The sequence below is a fragment of the Micromonospora sp. NBC_00389 genome (assembly GCF_036059255.1).
Lineage (GTDB): Bacteria > Actinomycetota > Actinomycetes > Mycobacteriales > Micromonosporaceae > Micromonospora.
The window spans coordinates 6,208,541-6,223,828 of the sequence record NZ_CP107947.1 but is presented as its reverse complement, the minus strand read 5'-3'; the positions used below and the strand labels follow the sequence as shown (position 1 = coordinate 6,223,828).

The 15,288-nt window shown below is 72.8% G+C and carries 17 protein-coding genes; 7 read left to right on the top strand and 10 right to left on the bottom strand.

Going from position 1 to position 15,288, the window contains the following annotated elements:
* Position 1: 1 nt before the first annotated feature.
* The 3 genes from OG470_RS29500 to OG470_RS29490 form a co-directional block, all read right to left on the bottom strand.
* Positions 2-631: a DUF4291 domain-containing protein gene (locus tag OG470_RS29500; protein ID WP_328417501.1), complete on the bottom strand. Its 630-nt coding sequence runs from the start codon at positions 629-631 to the stop codon at positions 2-4.
* 10 nt (positions 632-641) lie between these two features.
* Entirely contained in the window at positions 642-1,286 is a 645-nt protein-coding gene (locus tag OG470_RS29495; RefSeq protein ID WP_328417499.1) for an L-dopachrome tautomerase-related protein, read from the bottom strand.
* A 131-nt stretch (positions 1,287-1,417) separates the two neighbouring features.
* Positions 1,418-1,840, bottom strand: coding sequence for an MmcQ/YjbR family DNA-binding protein (locus OG470_RS29490; protein WP_328417498.1), 423 nt, complete (start codon positions 1,838-1,840; stop codon positions 1,418-1,420).
* A 164-nt stretch (positions 1,841-2,004) separates the two neighbouring features.
* On the opposite strand from OG470_RS29490, the gene OG470_RS29485 reads away from it, so the two are divergent.
* Positions 2,005-3,807: an acyl-CoA dehydrogenase gene (locus tag OG470_RS29485; RefSeq protein WP_328417496.1), complete on the top strand. Its 1,803-nt coding sequence runs from the start codon at positions 2,005-2,007 to the stop codon at positions 3,805-3,807.
* A gap of 12 nt (positions 3,808-3,819) precedes the next feature.
* Here OG470_RS29485 and OG470_RS29480 read toward each other — a convergent pair whose 3' ends face one another.
* Positions 3,820-3,996, bottom strand: a complete 177-nt coding sequence (locus tag OG470_RS29480) for a hypothetical protein (RefSeq protein WP_328417494.1) — start codon at positions 3,994-3,996, stop codon at positions 3,820-3,822.
* Between the two features lie 150 nt (positions 3,997-4,146).
* Positions 4,147-4,866, bottom strand: a complete 720-nt coding sequence (locus OG470_RS29475) for a spermidine synthase (RefSeq protein ID WP_328417492.1) — start codon at positions 4,864-4,866, stop codon at positions 4,147-4,149.
* A gap of 127 nt (positions 4,867-4,993) precedes the next feature.
* Between OG470_RS29475 and eccB the strand changes: the two genes are divergently transcribed.
* On the top strand, positions 4,994-6,379 hold the full coding sequence (gene eccB / locus OG470_RS29470; RefSeq protein WP_328417490.1) for a type VII secretion protein EccB: 1,386 nt from the start codon (positions 4,994-4,996) through the stop codon (positions 6,377-6,379).
* Positions 6,380-6,413: 34 nt separating this feature from the next.
* Here eccB and OG470_RS29465 read toward each other — a convergent pair whose 3' ends face one another.
* The 5 genes from OG470_RS29465 to OG470_RS29445 form a co-directional block, all read right to left on the bottom strand.
* Positions 6,414-7,019 carry a class I SAM-dependent methyltransferase gene (locus OG470_RS29465; protein WP_328417489.1) on the bottom strand — a complete coding sequence of 202 codons (606 nt, stop codon included), beginning with the start codon at positions 7,017-7,019 and terminating at the stop codon, positions 6,414-6,416.
* A gap of 55 nt (positions 7,020-7,074) precedes the next feature.
* Positions 7,075-7,689, bottom strand: coding sequence for a methyltransferase domain-containing protein (locus tag OG470_RS29460; RefSeq protein WP_328417488.1), 615 nt, complete (start codon positions 7,687-7,689; stop codon positions 7,075-7,077).
* Positions 7,690-7,798: 109 nt separating this feature from the next.
* Positions 7,799-8,665 (bottom strand): carbohydrate ABC transporter permease, encoded by an 867-nt coding sequence (locus tag OG470_RS29455; protein WP_328417487.1) that lies wholly within the window; start codon positions 8,663-8,665, stop codon positions 7,799-7,801.
* Positions 8,665-9,621 carry a carbohydrate ABC transporter permease gene (locus OG470_RS29450; RefSeq protein WP_328417485.1) on the bottom strand — a complete coding sequence of 319 codons (957 nt, stop codon included), beginning with the start codon at positions 9,619-9,621 and terminating at the stop codon, positions 8,665-8,667. Before OG470_RS29450 ends, OG470_RS29455 begins: the two co-directional genes overlap by 1 nt.
* Complete coding sequence (locus tag OG470_RS29445; protein ID WP_328417483.1) at positions 9,618-11,012, bottom strand: ABC transporter substrate-binding protein; 1,395 nt, start codon at positions 11,010-11,012, stop codon at positions 9,618-9,620. The genes OG470_RS29450 and OG470_RS29445 overlap by 4 nt, the downstream gene beginning before the upstream one ends.
* 116 nt (positions 11,013-11,128) lie before the next feature.
* Between OG470_RS29445 and OG470_RS29440 the strand changes: the two genes are divergently transcribed.
* The 5 genes from OG470_RS29440 to OG470_RS29420 all read left to right on the top strand — a co-directional run bounded on the left by OG470_RS29440 (position 11,129) and on the right by OG470_RS29420 (position 15,268).
* Positions 11,129-12,169 (top strand): zinc-binding dehydrogenase, encoded by a 1,041-nt coding sequence (locus tag OG470_RS29440; RefSeq protein WP_328417481.1) that lies wholly within the window; start codon positions 11,129-11,131, stop codon positions 12,167-12,169.
* Entirely contained in the window at positions 12,166-12,987 is an 822-nt protein-coding gene (locus tag OG470_RS29435; protein ID WP_328417479.1) for a sugar phosphate isomerase/epimerase family protein, read from the top strand. The genes OG470_RS29440 and OG470_RS29435 overlap by 4 nt, the downstream gene beginning before the upstream one ends.
* Positions 12,984-14,339 carry an MGH1-like glycoside hydrolase domain-containing protein gene (locus tag OG470_RS29430; protein ID WP_328417477.1) on the top strand — a complete coding sequence of 452 codons (1,356 nt, stop codon included), beginning with the start codon at positions 12,984-12,986 and terminating at the stop codon, positions 14,337-14,339. Before OG470_RS29435 ends, OG470_RS29430 begins: the two co-directional genes overlap by 4 nt.
* Positions 14,340-14,395: 56 nt before the next feature.
* On the top strand, positions 14,396-14,794 hold the full coding sequence (locus OG470_RS29425; RefSeq protein ID WP_328417475.1) for an NUDIX hydrolase: 399 nt from the start codon (positions 14,396-14,398) through the stop codon (positions 14,792-14,794).
* Between the two features lie 66 nt (positions 14,795-14,860).
* A complete protein-coding gene (locus OG470_RS29420; protein WP_328417473.1) occupies positions 14,861-15,268 on the top strand; it encodes a DUF2267 domain-containing protein in 408 nt (135 codons plus the stop codon).
* Positions 15,269-15,288: the final 20 nt, after the last annotated feature.

The following is a 15,288-nucleotide window of genomic DNA, read 5'->3' as shown; positions in this document are numbered from 1 at the left end:
GTCACTGTCCGGGTATCTCTCCGGCCGTGACGTCTGCGCTGGCGTCGAGGCCGGAGGCGATCTGAGCCGGCAATGGGTAGGGATGTTCGACCGGCAGGTGGTCTGTCGCCGCATGTGCGTCGTTGGCGCGCAGAAGTTCCCGTACGCGGTGGACGGTGGGGGTGATGTCGGTGACCGAGACCATCCAGTCGTCGACGTACCGGGCGACAGCCTCGCCGGACAACCCGACCTGCAGCGACCGGTATGGCAGAGCTTTCAGGTGCAGTGTCCGTTCCGGATCCCACTGCACCCGCACCGGGCTGGCCTTCAGCTGACGCGACCACGTCGCCTTGTCGCCGTGCACGTCCCGGTCGTAGTGACTCAGGCAGGCTCGCGCCAGCGCCCACTCGAAGCCCTCCCGCGTGATGTCGATGGACAGCACCCGCTCCTGGCCCGGCTTGGTGGCCCAGCCGCAGCGGTACATCATCCACAGGAAGGACGGCTTGATCCACGTCATCCGGTCCCGCTTGAAGGGGGCCACGAAGCGGCCGGCCGCCACCGCCGGCAGCGCGACCTGTGGGGGATACGCCTGGTAGACGGTGACGGTGTCGGCGGAGTAGCGAGCGCGAATCTGACGGGCGGGAACGGACATGCCCCGATCCTCACCGATCCGCCCTCGGCTGCTCCACCGAGATTCCGTACCCATGCCGGTGCTGGACCTGCTGGACCTGCGGCGGCGGGTCGCGCAACGGCCGGCCGTCGGCGACCAGAGGCCCGCCGACGGTGCTCGGATGCCCGTCCAGTACCCGCCGGACCTGCCCGGAGTCGAGGTCGAGCACGATCAGGCCGGGCGCTCCGGCGTCGGTGAGATAGCCGACGCCGTCGTGGAACCGGACGTCGTCGACGTGGCTGGTGGGGTGCACCGCCGCGTCGAGGTGGTAGACGCGATGCACCCGGTCGCCGTCCGGGTCGACCACGATGAGCCGAGCCCCGCCGGGCACCTGCCGCGCGCCGAGTTGTGGCGCCCCAGCGTCGATGATCCACAGGCGGCCGTCCGGCCCGGCACGTAACCCGTTGACGTTGACGAACGCGCCGTCCGGTCCCTGGCCCGCCCGATTCCACGCGGCATTCGGGTACGGGTCGCGGCGGCCGTCCGGCAGCGCCTCGGCCACCTGCACGCCCGGCCGGTCCGCCGACGGGTAGCTCAGGAAGATCCGATCCCGCAGGGTCGTCACGCCCGTGCACACCCGGTCCTCGGTGAGCACCGGGGTCAGCCGGGGATCCTCCTCGGTGGGCAGCGTGGACATCGGTCCGCTCCTCACCCGCCCGACGGCGTCCTGGCCTCCACCCGGTGACCGACGGCCTCGACCACCCGCCGCGCGGTATCCCCGGGCCGCGTCGGGCGAAACCATCGCCCCAGCGGATGCCGTTCAGCCGCTCAACCAGCCGGTGGGCCGGGCTGGTCGACCAGAGCGGCGAGCCGCTTCGGGGCGAGCAGGCAGTAGCTCTCGGTGAGCAACTCGGCGACCTCGTCCCAGCCGGTGTCGTCGTCCACGACCATGCCCAGCACGGTCGGGCCCCACTCCGGCTTGTAGAAGGGGGGCCCGCTGGCGACGAGCCCGGCGATCTCGTCGGGCGGCGACCGGAAGATCAGCAGGCAGGTCGGCCGGTCGACGTCGGCGGCGCGCGCGTGGGCGACCTGGTGGTCGGGGTCGACGGTGAGCACGTGGGCGAAGGTCCGCTTGCGGATCCGCCAGCGGGTGCCCACCCAGGCTGGCTCCTCGTAGCTCTCCGGCAGCCCGAGGCAGATCGGCCGCAGCCGGTCGAGGACCTCGGGCGGGACGTCTCCGGGTTCGGTCACGGTCAGCGACCCTAGTGGGCCGGTACGACAGATCACCGGGTTCGTGATGGTTGCCCGGCCCGTCGGTGCCGGTGGTGTCCATCCGGCCGATCCGCCAGGATGGGCACGGGCGCCGCCGGGCAGCGCCCCGGACCGACCCACCCCCGTGCCCGATGAGGAGTGCCGTGCCGTCCACCCTGCTCTCCCGCCGCGACCTGGACTTCCTGCTGCACGACTGGCTGCAGGTGTCCAAGCTTGTCGAGCGCCCCCGGTACGCCGAGCACTCCCGGGACACCTTCGACGATGCCCTGGATCTCGCCGAGCGGGTGGCCACCGAGCAGTTCGCCCCGCACAACCGCGCCGCCGACCTCGCCGAGCCCACCTTCGACGGGCAGCGAGTGCGGCTGATCCCGCAGGTCCGGGCGGCGCTGGAGAGCTTCGCCGAGACCGGCCTGCTCACGGCCGGGCTGGACGCCTCGGTCGGCGGCCTGCAGCTGCCGCACGCTGTCGCGGCCGCCTGCTTCACCTGGTTCCAGGCCGCCAACGTCTCCACCTCGGCGTACCCGTTCCTCACCCTGGGCAACGCCAACCTGCTGCTGGCGCACGGCAGCGCGGAGCAGGTCGACACGTACGTGCGGCCCATGCTGGAGGGCCGGTTCTTCGGCACCATGTGCCTGTCCGAGCCGCACGCCGGCAGCTCGCTGGCCGACATCACCACTCGCGCCGAACCACAGCCGGACGGTACGTACCGGCTCTTCGGCACCAAGATGTGGATCTCCGGCGGCGATCACGAACTGGCCGAGAACATCGTCCACCTGGTGCTGGCGCGGATCCCCGGCGCGCCGCCCGGGGTGAAGGGGATCTCGCTGTTCATCGTGCCAAAGGTGCTGGTCGGGCCGGACGGGTCGCTCGGCGACCGCAACGACGTGGTGCTGGTCGGGCTCAACCACAAGATGGGCTTCCGGGGCACCACCAACACCCTGCTCAGCTTCGGCGACGGTGGGCACACCCCGGCCGGCCGTCCCGGCGCGGTCGGTCACCTGGTCGGCCCGCCGCACCAGGGACTGGCCCAGATGTTCCACATGATGAACGAGGCCCGGATCGGGGTGGGGGCCGGCGCCGCCGCGCTGGGCTACACCGGCTACCTCAAGAGCCTGGCGTACGCCCGGGAGCGGCCGCAGGGCCGGCCGGTCGGCGGTAAGGACCCGGCCGCGCCGCAGGTGCCGATCATCGACCACCCCGACGTACGGCGGATGCTGCTGGCGCAGAAGAGCTACGTGGAGGGGGCGCTGGCCCTGGTGCTCTACTGCGCGCGACTGCTCGACGAGGAGAAGACCGCCCCCGCCGAGGCCGATCGCGAGCGGGCGCACCTGCTGCTGGACGTGCTCACCCCGATCACCAAGAGCTGGCCCTCGCAGTGGTGCCTGACCGCGAACGATCTGGCGATCCAGGTGCTCGGCGGGGCCGGTTACACCCGCGATCACGACGTGGAGCAGCACTACCGGGACAACCGGCTCAACCCGATCCACGAGGGCACCCACGGCATCCAGGCGCTGGACCTGCTGGGGCGCAAGGTGACCATGCACGACGGCGCCGGCCTGGTCCTGCTGACCGGGACGATCCGCGACACCGTCGACCGGGCCCGACAGGTCGGCGGCGAGGCCGCCGAGCTGGCCGACAGGCTGGCGGGCGCGGTGGACCGGGTCGTCGCGGTCACCCGCCGACTCTGGGCCGACGGCGACCCGGTGCTCGCGCTGGCCAACGCCAGCGTCTACCTGGAGGCGGTCGGGCACGTCGTGATCGCGTGGATGTGGCTGGAGCAGGTGCTGGCCCTGCCACCGGAGGGGTCCGGCGACGCGTTCCACGCCGGAAAGCGGCAGGCCGCCCGCTACTTCTTCACGGTCGAGCTGCCGCGTACCGGCCCGCAGCTGGACCTGCTGGACAGCCGGGACCGGACCACGCTGGAGATGCGCGCGGACTGGTTCTGAGCGGGCCCGGCCTCACCGCCGCCGGCCCTGGTGACTCATCGCCTGCCGTCCCTTCATGACGCCCAGCACGATCACCACGACCAGCGCGATCAGGCCGATGATGATGAGCCAGCGGACCGCCTCGAGGATCAGCCCGAGCAGGATCAGCACGCCGGCGACCACGCCGACGACCCAGAGCATGGCACGCATCTCGACCTCCCGTGACCGGCCGCGCCCATGCGGCGACCCCCGCGCCACGTTCCCCATCCGGCCGACACCATGCCCGCCCAGCACGAGGAGCCGAGCCCAGCGTGCGGTGCGGGCGGGCCGGTTCAGCGTGCGGTGTGCGCGGGGCCCGTTTCAGCCCGCGGTACGGGCGACGTACACGGTGTTGGCGGACTGACCACCGGTCAGCGGGTTGGCGAACGCCACGACGTGCGCCCGCGCGGTCGCGAACACCTCGGTGAGCGCTGCGGTGAACTCGGCGTCCGGCGGGTCGTCCGACCAGAGCGCGAAGACGCCCTCGGGGCGTAGCAGGGCGGACAGCCGGCGCAGCCCGGCCGGCTCGTAGAAGGCGGCGTGGCTGGGGTGCAGGACGTTGCGCGGGGAATGGTCGACGTCGAGCAGGACAGCGTCGAACCGCCGCCCGGGCGCCTCGGCGTCGAATCCGGCGTCGCCGGCCACCGCCGCGAAGAAGTCGGCCCGCACGAACCGGGTACGCGGGTCCTCGGCGAGCCCCGCCGCGAACGGCAGCAGCCCGCGCTGGTGCCAGTCGATCACGTCCTCGATCGCCTCGACCACCAGCAGTGAACGCACCCTCGGGTCATCCAGCGCCGCGCAGGCGGTGTAGCCCAGCCCGAGGCCGCCGACCACCACGTCGAGCGTGTCACCGGCCAGTTCGGCCAGGCCCAGCCGGGCCAGCTCGATCTCCGCGACTGGAAAGAGGCTGGACATGAGGAACTCGTCGTCGAGCTTGACCTCGTACACCTCGACCTGGAGCGCCGGGTCCCGGCGCCGGCGCAGGCTGATCGCGCCGATCGGGGTCTCCCGCCAGGCCAGCTCCTCGAAACGCGCGCCCACGGGTGCCCTCTCGCCGCCAGATTCGTCCCCGGATGGTACCGGTCGGCACGGTCACCGCCACGCAGGGTCCACGGGACATCGACGCAACGCATATCCTGTGGCCGGCCGATCCACCGGGAGGGACCCCATGCCGTCGCGGCAGGACCAGCTGCACTCCTACCAGTTCAGCGTTCAGCGGGCGGTCGCCGCCCTGGTGATGCGGGAGACCGACCCGGCCCAGTCGCCGTTCCGGCGGTTGGCCGGCGCCGGCCTGGCCAGCGTCCTGGTCGCGGCGATCGGGCTGGGCGGCTTCGCGCTCTACGGCCTGTTCGCCGGGGGCGGCAGCGGCTGGCGCGACGCGGGCGCCGTGATCGTGGAGAAGGAGTCCGGCGCCCGGTTCGTCTACCGCGAGCAGAAGCTGCACCCGGTGCTCAACTACGCCTCGGCGCTGCTGATCGTCGGCGCGGACCGATCGAAGACCGTGCTGGTCTCCCGGCGCTCGATCGACGGCGTGCCGCGCGGGCTGCCGCTGGGCATCGCCGACGCGCCGGACTCGCTGCCCGCCCCGGGTCGGTTGGCCACCGGAGCGTGGACGGTCTGCTCGACGATCCCGGCCGGCGCGGGCGCCGACGCGCCCCGCTCCGCGCTGCTGATCGGCACCGAGCCCGCCGGCGGCCGGCCGCTGGGCGACGACGCGCTGCTGCTGCGCGGCCCCGACGGCGGTCTGCACCTCGTCTGGCATCAGCGGCGCTACCTGATCCGCGATCCCAGCCGGGTGCTGGCGGCCCTGGCCACCACCCGGGCCCGGGCGCTGCCGGTGGCGCCCGCCCTGCTCAACTCGCTACCCGCCGGCCTCGACCTGGCCCCGCTCGCCCTGCCCGGCCTGGGCGGGCCCGCCACTCGGGTGCCGGGTGCCACGATCGGCCAGGTCTACCTGGTGAGCAACTCCGGCGGCGGCCGGCAGTACGCCGTGGCGCTCGACGCGGGGCTGGCCGGGATCACCGAGTTGCAGGCCGGGCTGTTGCTGGCCAGCACCAGCCAGGACGAGCCGGAGCCGATGACGCTGGGCCGGTTCGCCGCACTGCCCACGGTGCCGGATCTCGCCCCGAGCGGTCCGACCGCCCCGCCGCCAGCCCCGCCCCGGTTGGCGGCCGGGGACGACGCGGCGCTCTGCACCCGGGTCAGCGGCGACGACGGCGCCAGCGAGGTGCGGTGGGGCGTACCGCTGCCGGACCTGGCCGCCGTGCCGCGCACCGTGCCGGCCGGCGGCACCGTGCTGGCCGATCACGTGGTCGTGGAGCCGGGCCGGGGTGCGGTGGTCGAGGCCGCCGCGGCGCCCGGCGCGTCCGGCGGCGCGGTCTCCGTGGTCACCGACCTGGGCCGGCGGTACGTGCTGGCCGACCGGGACGTGCTCCCGATGCTCGGCTACCGCGACGTGCGCCCACTGCGGCTGCCGGCCGGCCTGGTCAGCCTGGTGCCGGCCGGTGCGACCCTGGACCCGGCCGCCGCGCGGGCCGTCGCCGCCCCCGCCTGACGGTCGGGCGACGTGGCGGGAGCCGGGTCTGGCGTCAGGCGGCCGGGCGGCGCAGGATGGTGACCGCGAAGGCCGCGTCGTCGCGCCACGGGCGCAGGTCCCAGGTGGCGAAGCGGTGCTCCAGGCGCAGCCCGGCGGCGACCGCGTCGGCGTCGAAGGCGGTCAGCGGGTAACCGCGCTCGGTGCCGAAGCCCACCGCCAGCACGCCGTCCGGGCGCAGGTGCGCGGCGAGCCGGCGCAGCACCTCCGGCTCGGTGCCGGGCGCTACGAAAGCGAGTACGTTGCCGGCCAGCACCGCCGCGTCGAACGGCTCGGCCTCGCCGGCCGCCGGCAGGTCCAACTCGGCGAGGTCGGCGACCAGCCACAGCGGGCCGGGGTGGTCGGTGCGGGCGGCGACCACCAGTGCCGGGTCGGCGTCCACCCCGACCACGGTGTGCCCGCGCTGGGCCAGCGCGGCGCCGACCCGGCCGGTGCCGCAGCCGGCGTCGAGGATCCGCGAGCCGGGCGGGACCAGCGTGTCCACCAGCCGGGCCTCACCGGCCAGGTCCGCTCCCTCAGCCGCGAGCTTCCGGAACCGGTCGATGTACCACTGCGAGTGCTCGGGGCCGGTGTCGGTCGCCCAGCGGGTCGGGTTGGCCATGTGGCCACCGTAACCGGGCCTGCGGGGACGCGGCGGGCGACCCGGGGAGCAGGGGTCAGGGCACCCGGGCCACGGTGATGAACTCGTTGTAGGTGAAGACCCGCCCCAGCGCCCGGGGGAACGGGAAGGAGAACTGCCGGGTGACGGTCAGGCCCAGCTCCCGGCAGATCTGCGCCGCCTCGTCGAAGCCGACGAACCGGACGTGCGAGGCGTCGCTGGCGTACCCGCGCTCCTGTGGGGTGATGAACACGGTGGTCCCGCCGGAGCGCACGTACGGCAGGTAGGAGGAGACGACCTCCCGCGCCTGCTCGGCGGGCAGGTGCTCCAGGAGGTGCGCGGCGAGCAGCGAGTCGAACGCGCCCGGACGGGCGTGCGGGCCGCCGAAGAACTCCTCGACCGTGTACGCCTCGAAGCCGGCCGCCCGGGTGTGCTCCACCGAGGCGGGGTTGTGGTCCACCCCGACGCCGTTGCCGTCCAGGTTGGCGAGGTTACGGCCGAGGCCGGAGCCGACGTCGAGGGTGTGCCCCAGCCGTAGCCGGCGCAGGTTCCACCGGTAGGGCGCCTGCACGTCGAGGAGCCGCTTCCAGCGGGCACCCCCGAGTCGTTGCAGCCGTTCGGTGTAGTCCTCGCCGGCCGTATCGGTCGGCCGGCTTGGCTCGCTCTGCCTCATCGCGGCCCCCTCGGCTTCGCGCTTACGGACTTGCCGATGGTACGGATGCCGGGCGCGAGAAACCAGAGCCATCGGCCGGCATGTTTACCGGCCGATGACGCCGGTTGGCTCAGCCCTTCTCCGCGCCGCTGGTCAGCCCCTCGGTGAGCAGCCGCTCGCTGGCGAAGAAGAGGATCACGATGGGCAGGGTGAGGACGACCGACCCGGCCATCAACACCGTCTTGGGCACCTCCACCCCGTCGGAGAGCAGGGACAGCCCCAGCGACACCGTCCACCGGTCGGGCTTGTCGACCAGGAACAACAGGGCGAAGAGGAACTCGTTCCAGGCGATCATGAAGTCGTAGAGCGCAACCGCCATGATCGACGGCATGGCGAGGGGCAGGCTGACCCGGCGGATGATGCCGAGCCGACCGGCGCCGTCGATGGCGGCGGACTCCTCCAGACTGACCGGGATGGTCTCGAAGTAGTTCTTCAGCATGTAGACCGAGACCGGCAGCGTCTGCGAGATGTAGACCAGCACCAGGCCGAACAGTGAGCCGCGCAGCCCGGCCCGGGTGAAGACCACGAACAGCGGGATCGCGATGACGATCGACGGGAACAGGTAGACGGCCAGGAACAGGAAGTCCACCTGCCGCCGGCCGAAGAACCGCAGCCGGGCCACCGCGTACGCCCCGGGGATCGCCACGACCAGGGTGAGCAGGGTCGCCGCCACGGCGACCAGACCGCTGTTGCGGATGAAGGTGAGGAACCCCTGGCCGCCGTCGTCGGTGGCCTTGAGCACCTCGGCGTACGTGGCCACGGTCAGCTCGCCGAAGCCGACGATCAGCGAGCCGGGGTCGAGCAGCAGCCGCTCGATGGGTCGCACCGAGAGCACCAGCATGTAGTAGAAGGGGAAGACGGTGACCACCAGGAACACGGCGATCACCAGGCGGCGCAGCCAGCGCAGGCTCACCGTCTCGACCACGTCGCGGTCCATCAGCCCACCCTCCGTCCGAAGAAGCGCAGATAGATCAGCACGAACACGATGAGCACCACAGCCAGCACGACCGCCTGCGCGGCGGCGGCGCCGATGTCGGTCCGGGCGGTGAGGAACTCGTACACCCGCACGCTGACCACCTCGGTGCCCGCCGCGCCGCCGGTGAGCAGGTAGACGTCGTCGAACTTGTTGAACGTCATGATGAAGCGCAGCACGCCGAGCAGGGCGATCACCGGCAGCAGCTGCGGCAGCAGGATGTGCCGGAAGCGTTGGGTGGGGGTGGCGCCGTCGACCCGCGCGGCCTCCTCCAACTCGCCGGGCACCGCCTGTAGCCGGGCCAGCAGGAACAGGAACGCGAACGGGAAGTACCGCCACGCCTCGAACACGACGACCGTGGCCAGCGCGGTCGACTCCTGGGACAGGAACGGCACCGGGGCGTCCCAGCCGAGCCACCGTTGGCCCCAGGCGTTGACGATGCCGAGCTGCGGATCGAGCATCACCTGCCAGACGAACGTCACCGCGACCACCGGCGCCACGTACGGCAGCAGCATGGATGCCCGGACCAGGGTGCGGCCACGGAACGGCCGGCGGACCACCAGTGCGGCGACCAGGCCGAGCAGGATCGACCCGACGGTGCCGCCGAGGCTGTAGAGCAGGGTGATCCACAGCGTGTCGGCGAAGCCGGGGGTGTGCAGCACCCGGTCGACGTTGTCCATGGTGAACTCGCCGAACAGCCCGGTCTTGCGCAGCGTGGCGAGCCGGACCCGCTGGAAGGCGAGCACCACGGTCCAGACGATCGGGATGCCGATGACCGCGATGGTGACGAGCAGGGTCGGGGCGACCAGCGCGAGCCCGGCGCGGGACTCGCGGCGGCGCAGGGTCAGTGGTCGGCGGCGGACCGGCACCGGCCGCTCCCGGGTGGGGGAGCGGCCGGTGCCGGGCGCGGTGGTGGTCAATTCACGCCTGCTTTGATCGCCTCGACGTCCTTCTTGGCCCGACCGGCGGCGGCCGCCGCGTCGGACTTGCCGGAGATGACGTCGTTCAACGCCTTGGGCACCGGCAACTCGCCGAGCATGGCGCCGACCAGCTTTCCCTGCCCCTGGGTGAGACCCCAGCGCTGGAAGGTGTCCGGGCTGCGGCGCAGCGTGGCGAGCACCTCCTCGCCGTACACGTCGGCAAGGGGCTTCTTCACATCCACGCCGGCCTGGCTGGTGTTCCAGCCGGTGAGGTACGCCTCGGGCTCTGCCTGGGTGCCCTTGCGCACCGGGAAGCGGCCCTCGGGGGACATGCCGAACCAGCGCGGGTAGCCGTCGCTGAGCATGTACTCCACGAAGGACTTCGCCGGGTCGGTCGCCGCGCCGTCCAGCACCGCCCACGAGCTGATCTCGCCGTACTGGGCCGGCTCGGTGCCGTTCGGGCCCTTGATCGCGGTGACGAACCCGCTGTTCTTCGCGAGGAACGCCGGGTCGGCCTGGCACTGCGGGCAGGTCGGCTTGGCGTCGTTGCGCAGCCCGGCCAGCTCGTCGAGGATGAACGGCGACCAGACCACCATGGCGGCCTTGCCGGCGAAGTAGGTGGCGCGGGTCGTGTCCACGTCCTGGGCGCCCTTCACCGAGCTGTTCCGGATCAGGTCGCCGTAGAAGCGGAACGCCTCGACGCACTGTGGTGAGTCCAGGGCGACGGCGCCGGAGTTGTCGGTGAGCTGACAGCCGTTGGCCAGCGCCAGGTGCTCGAAGGTCTGCTGGGTGAACACGTCGCTGGGGGCGGTCGCCGCGGTGATCCCGGCGACGCCGCCGGTGTTCAGCTTCGCCGCGGCGGTGGTGATCCGTTCGTACGTGTCGGGGGTGGGCAGGTTGGCGGCGGCGAACAGGTCCTTGCGGTAGACGAGCAGTTGGCCCCACCCGTCGCTGGGCACCGAGAGCTGCTTGCCGTCGTCCGAGGTGAGCTCCAACGCTCGCGGCGAGAAGGTCTGCCGGCCCAGCTTGTCGACGACCTCCGCGTTCGCCGAGGCGTGCAGCAGCTCGTTGCCGGCGAGCGTACGGATGCCGGCCAGGGAGACCGAGCCGACCACGTCGGGCAGGTCGCCGGCGGCGGCATTGGCGGAGATCAGTGACGGGAACTGGTCCTCGTTGACGGTGACGAGCTCAACCTGGACCCCGGTCTTCGCGGTGAAGTCGGCGATGATCGCCTTGGTGGCGGTGACCCGGTCGGCCACGTCCTCCAGGCTCCACACGGTGATCTTCTTGCTGCTGCTGTCCGACTCGTTATCGCCGCAGGCCAGCAGGGTGGACGCGGTAAGTGCCAGGATCAAGGTGGTGGCGAGTATCCGCCTCGGAGGTGCTGACATCGGTGGCACTCCTCTCGAAGGGTACATGCCGGATTCAACGCCTTCGATTGATTAATGGCAAGACATATAGCGATTTTTTGCCTATCCTGGAACCCAGTGCTACCGGGATGTGACTCATGGGCAACTGGGTTGTCTCTCTCGCCGGGCCTCGACGGATCAGCCTCGAGCCCTGCCCGCCGGATCAGCTCGGCCCCGGCCAGGTTCGGGTCCGCACCTGCTACTCCGGCATCTCGGCCGGCACCGAGCTGACCCTTTACCGGGGCAGCAATCCACGGCTCAGCAAGGACTGGGACGACGCCGCCCGGATGTTCGTGCCCCGGCAGACCCCGGTGCCCTACCCGCTGATCGGCTTCGGCTACGAGGAGGTCGGCGAGATCGTCGAGGTGGCCCCGGAGGTCACCGACCGGCAGCGGGGCCAGTTGGTGTGGGGCATCTGGGGGCACCGCGCCGAGGCCGTACTGGCCGCCGAGGTGGTCCACCCGTTGCCCGCCGGTCTGGACCCGCTCGCCGCCGTCTTCGCCCGGCCCGGCGCCATCGCGCTGACCGCCGTGCTCGCCGCCGACCTGCACCTCGGCGACTGGGTCGGTGTCTTCGGGCAGGGCGTCATCGGGCTGCTCGCCACCCGGCTCGCGGTGCTCTCCGGCGCCCGGGTCGTGGCGGTCGACCGGATGCCCGACCGGCTGGAGCACGCCGCCCGCTACGGTGCCCGGTCCGCAGTGGACGCCGGCGCCGAATCCGCCGCCGCCGTACTGCGCCGGGCCACCGGCGGCCGGGGCGCGGACGTCTGCCTGGAGCTGTCCGGGGCGTACCCGGCGCTGCACGAGGCGATCCGGTCCACCGCACACGCCGGCCGCGTCGTGGCCGCCGGTTTCTACCAGGGCCAGGCCGACGGGCTCGGCCTCGGCGAGGAGTTCCACCACAACCGCATCCAGTTGGTGGCCGCCCAGGTCTCCGGACCCACCCCCGCGCCGAGCATGGCCGGTCGGTGGACCGGCGACCGGGTGGCGCAGACCTTCATGGAACTGGTGGCTGAGCGCAGCGTCGACCCGTTGCCGCTGGTCAGCCACATCGTCGACGCCAGCGCGGTCGCCGACGCCCTCGCGCTGCTCGACCGCGGCGCCGGTGACGTCCTCCAAGTGGTGTTGAGGTTCTCATGACCACCATTGCGCTGGCCTGCCAGGAACAGCTCCTGCCGGGCACCGACCTGATCCAGAAGTACGCCCTCGCCACCGCCCTCGGCTATCAGGGCATCGAGCTGCGCGGGCGCGGCGACCTCGCGTTCGCCCACCGGCTGCCCGAACTGCGCCGGGCCCGCGCCGCCGGGGTGGTGATGCCCACCGTCTGCGTCGAGATGGACCACTTCATCGGCGACTTCGACCCGGCCCGGTCCGCCGACGCGGTGCGCAACCTGCGCTCCCAGTTGTCGGTGATCGCCGAGCTGGGTGGCGTCGGGGCGATGACCCCGGCGGCCTGGGGGATGTTCTCCCGGCGGCTGCCGCCGTTCGAACCGCCGCGTCAGCCGACCGGCGACCGGCAGGTGCTCGTCGACGCCCTCGGCGAGCTGGGCGAGCACGCCCGGGCCGAGGGGGTCAGCCTCTTCCTGGAACCCCTCAACCGGTACGAGGACCACATGGTCAACCGGCTCGACGAGGCGGTCGCGCTCTGCGCGGCGGTCGGGCTGCCCTCGGTCCGGGTGGTCGCCGACACCTTCCACATGAACATCGAGGAGGACGACATGCCCCGGGCGCTGCGTTCCGCCGCGCCGTACCTCGGGCACGTGCAGGTCAGCGACTCCAACCGGTACCAGCCGGGTGCCGGGCACCTGGACTGGCCGGCGCTGGTGCGGACCCTGCTGGAGCTGGACTACCGGGGCTGGCTGGCGCTGGAGTGTCGGCTGCGTGGCGACCCGGTCCGCGCCCTCCAGCAGGCCGCCACGGTGCTGCGGCACGCGCTGCCGCGACGGGCCGCGGCATGACCGCCGTTCCGACCCGCACCGGCGGTCCGGCCGATCTCGCCGGGCTGCGCCGGCTCGCGGTCGCCACGCTCGACGCCAACTGGGAGCACGACCACACGGTGCCGTCGCGCACGCTCTACCCACACCAGTGGAGCTGGGACTCCGCGTTCATCGCCGTCGGGCTGGCCCAGGTCCGTCCCGAGCGGGCGTGGCGTGAGCTGGCGAGCCTGTTCCGGGCGCAGTGGGCCGACGGGCGGGTGCCGCACATCGTGTTCAACCCGGCGATGCGGGTCGGCGCGTACTTCCCGGGGCCGGAGCTGTGGCGCTCGGCGAGCGCCGAGGGCGCGCCGGCCGTCGACACCTCGGGCCTGGTCCAGCCGCCGGTGCACGCGCTCGCCGCCTGGCTGGCGTACCGGCGGGCGCCTGATCCGGCCGGCCTGGCCGTGCTGCGTCGGCTCTATCCCGCGCTGGTCGCCCAGCATTGCTACCTGGCCGACCGGCGGGACCTGACCGGCGACGGGCTGGTGTGCATCGTGCACCCGTGGGAGTCCGGTCTGGACAACAGCCCGGCCTGGGACGAGCCGATGGCCGCCGTGCCGGCCGAGGCGGCGGTGATGCGCGCGTACCGCCGGCACGACACCGCGCACGCCGACGCCGCGCACCGCCCCACGGACCTGGACTACGCGCGCTACCTGGCGATCGTCGCGGCCTACCGGGACCGGGGCTACCGCGACCGGGACCTGGCCGACGGGCATCCGTTCCTGGTGGAGTGCCCGCTGTTCAACGCGGCGTTCGGGGCGGCCGAACACGCGCTGGCCCGGATCGCCGCGCTGGTCGGCGCCGACCCGGGGCCACACCGGGCCCGCGCCGCGCGGATCACCGAGGCCGTGGTGCGCCGGCTGTACGACCCGGCCACCGGTGCGTTCGCCCCCCGTGACCTGCGCACAGACCAGCTCATCCCGGCCCGTACCGTGCTCGGGCTGGCACCGCTGATCCTGCCCGACCTGCCGACCCGGCAGGCCGACGCGCTGGTCGTCGAGGCGCGGTCGGCGCGTTTCGGGGTGGCTCGGCGGATGGACCGACCGCTGCCCAGCTACGACCGGACCGCGCCGGACTTCGAGCCGCTGCGCTACTGGCGCGGGCCGAGCTGGCTGAACGTCGGGTGGCTGGTACGGCGCGGACTGCTCGCGCACGGGCATCCCGAGCTGGCCGCCGGGCTGCGCCAGTCGATGATCGGGCTGGTCGCCGGGGCCGGCTGCCACGAGTACTTCCATCCGGACACCGGTGCCGGGCTGGGCTCGCCGGCATTCAGCTGGACCGCTGCGCTGCTGCTCGACCTGCTGACCGAGGAGCCCGCGCCCGACGCGGTGTGACCCGCTCCGGCTGGTGCCGGTGATAGCGTGCCCGTCCCAGCGGCGGGAGGGGTGGCGTGTCCGAGATCGACAAGGTGGCCTGGATCCTCATCGAGGACGGGCTGGTGCTGAGCACCCGGTCCCGGGGCAAGGACGTGTGGTACCTGCCGGGTGGCAAGCGCGAGCCGGGGGAGACCGACCTGGACACCCTGCGCCGGGAGGTCGAGGAGGAGCTGAGCGTCACGGTCGACGTGGGCGGTGCGGCGCACCTGGGCACGTTCAGCGCCCAGGCACACGGCCACGCGGCCGGCACCACCGTGCGGATGATCTGCTATCGGGCGGGATACGAGGGGCAGTTGCGGCCGGCCAACGAGATTGCCGAGACGGCCTGGCTCGGGTACGCCGACCGGCACCGCACCTCGCCGGTCGACCACCTCATCTTCGACCACCTGCGGGCCGTGGGCCTGCTGCGCTGACCGCGTCGCCGTTTGCCGCGACCGCGCCCGGGTAAGCGCGGGTCCCGTGGCGGACAGGAGGGCGGCGTGCGGTTCCCCCGCTTCATCGACGCAGTGTCCCGGCGCTCCGGGCTGCCGACCGAGCAGGCCGCCGTGGTGGCTCGTGCCGTGCTCCAGACGATGGCCGAACGGGTGACCGGCTGTCCGACGGCCGACCTGGCCGGACAGCTCCCGGACGAGCTGAACGGCTATGTGGGCGGAACGGATCGAGCCGCGGCCGGGCCGCCGGTGGCCGCCGGACCGGCGGAGTTTCTGCGTCTGGTGGGGGAGCGGGCCGGGGTCGACGAGGCGACCGCCCGGGCCGGCGCGGGTGCGGTGTTCGCGACGCTGCGCGAGGCGGTCACGGTGCGGGAGTTCCGGGAGATGGTGGCGGGGTTGCCGCGCGATCCGGACGGCGGAGTCGCGCCCGTTGCGCCGCCATCTGTCGGGGATTGAACGTTTTGATGTCGCTATTC